Source organism: Pseudomonas sp. Colony2, assembly GCF_019382755.1.
Classification (GTDB): domain Bacteria; phylum Pseudomonadota; class Gammaproteobacteria; order Pseudomonadales; family Pseudomonadaceae; genus Aquipseudomonas.
Window position 1 is genome coordinate 3,347,959 of record NZ_CP080030.1, and the last position, 270, is coordinate 3,348,228.

Below are 270 nucleotides of genomic sequence, written 5' to 3' on the forward strand. Positions count from 1 at the left end.
TCCATATCTACCTCCCGYCGGCCGCMGTGGGCCGCGCTGTCTTGATGATGTGAATGACCAGGCCGAAGGTGATCAGCATCCAGCCGCAGGTGCCGGCGAAGGCGTAGAGGATGTCGGCCGTTTCGCCGTCGGCCAGAAGGYGTGGGCCGAGCCAAAAGAACCAGCMKSCGSTGCCGACCAGGTACASCAAAGCGCCCAGCAGGATCAGGGTGAGTTTGATTGCGAACATGTGGTGTCCTTGCCGCGCTGGGCGGCAGAAGGTGGGTTACG

At 63.0% G+C, this 270-nt stretch carries 1 protein-coding gene; it reads right to left on the bottom strand.

Going from position 1 to position 270, the window contains the following annotated elements; genetic code table 11:
• Positions 1-7 precede the first annotated feature (7 nt).
• The gene (locus tag JV201_RS13330; protein WP_219407053.1) at positions 8-229 is read right to left on the bottom strand and encodes a hypothetical protein; all 222 of its coding nucleotides are present in this window, start codon (positions 227-229) and stop codon (positions 8-10) included.
• Positions 230-270: the final 41 nt, after the last annotated feature.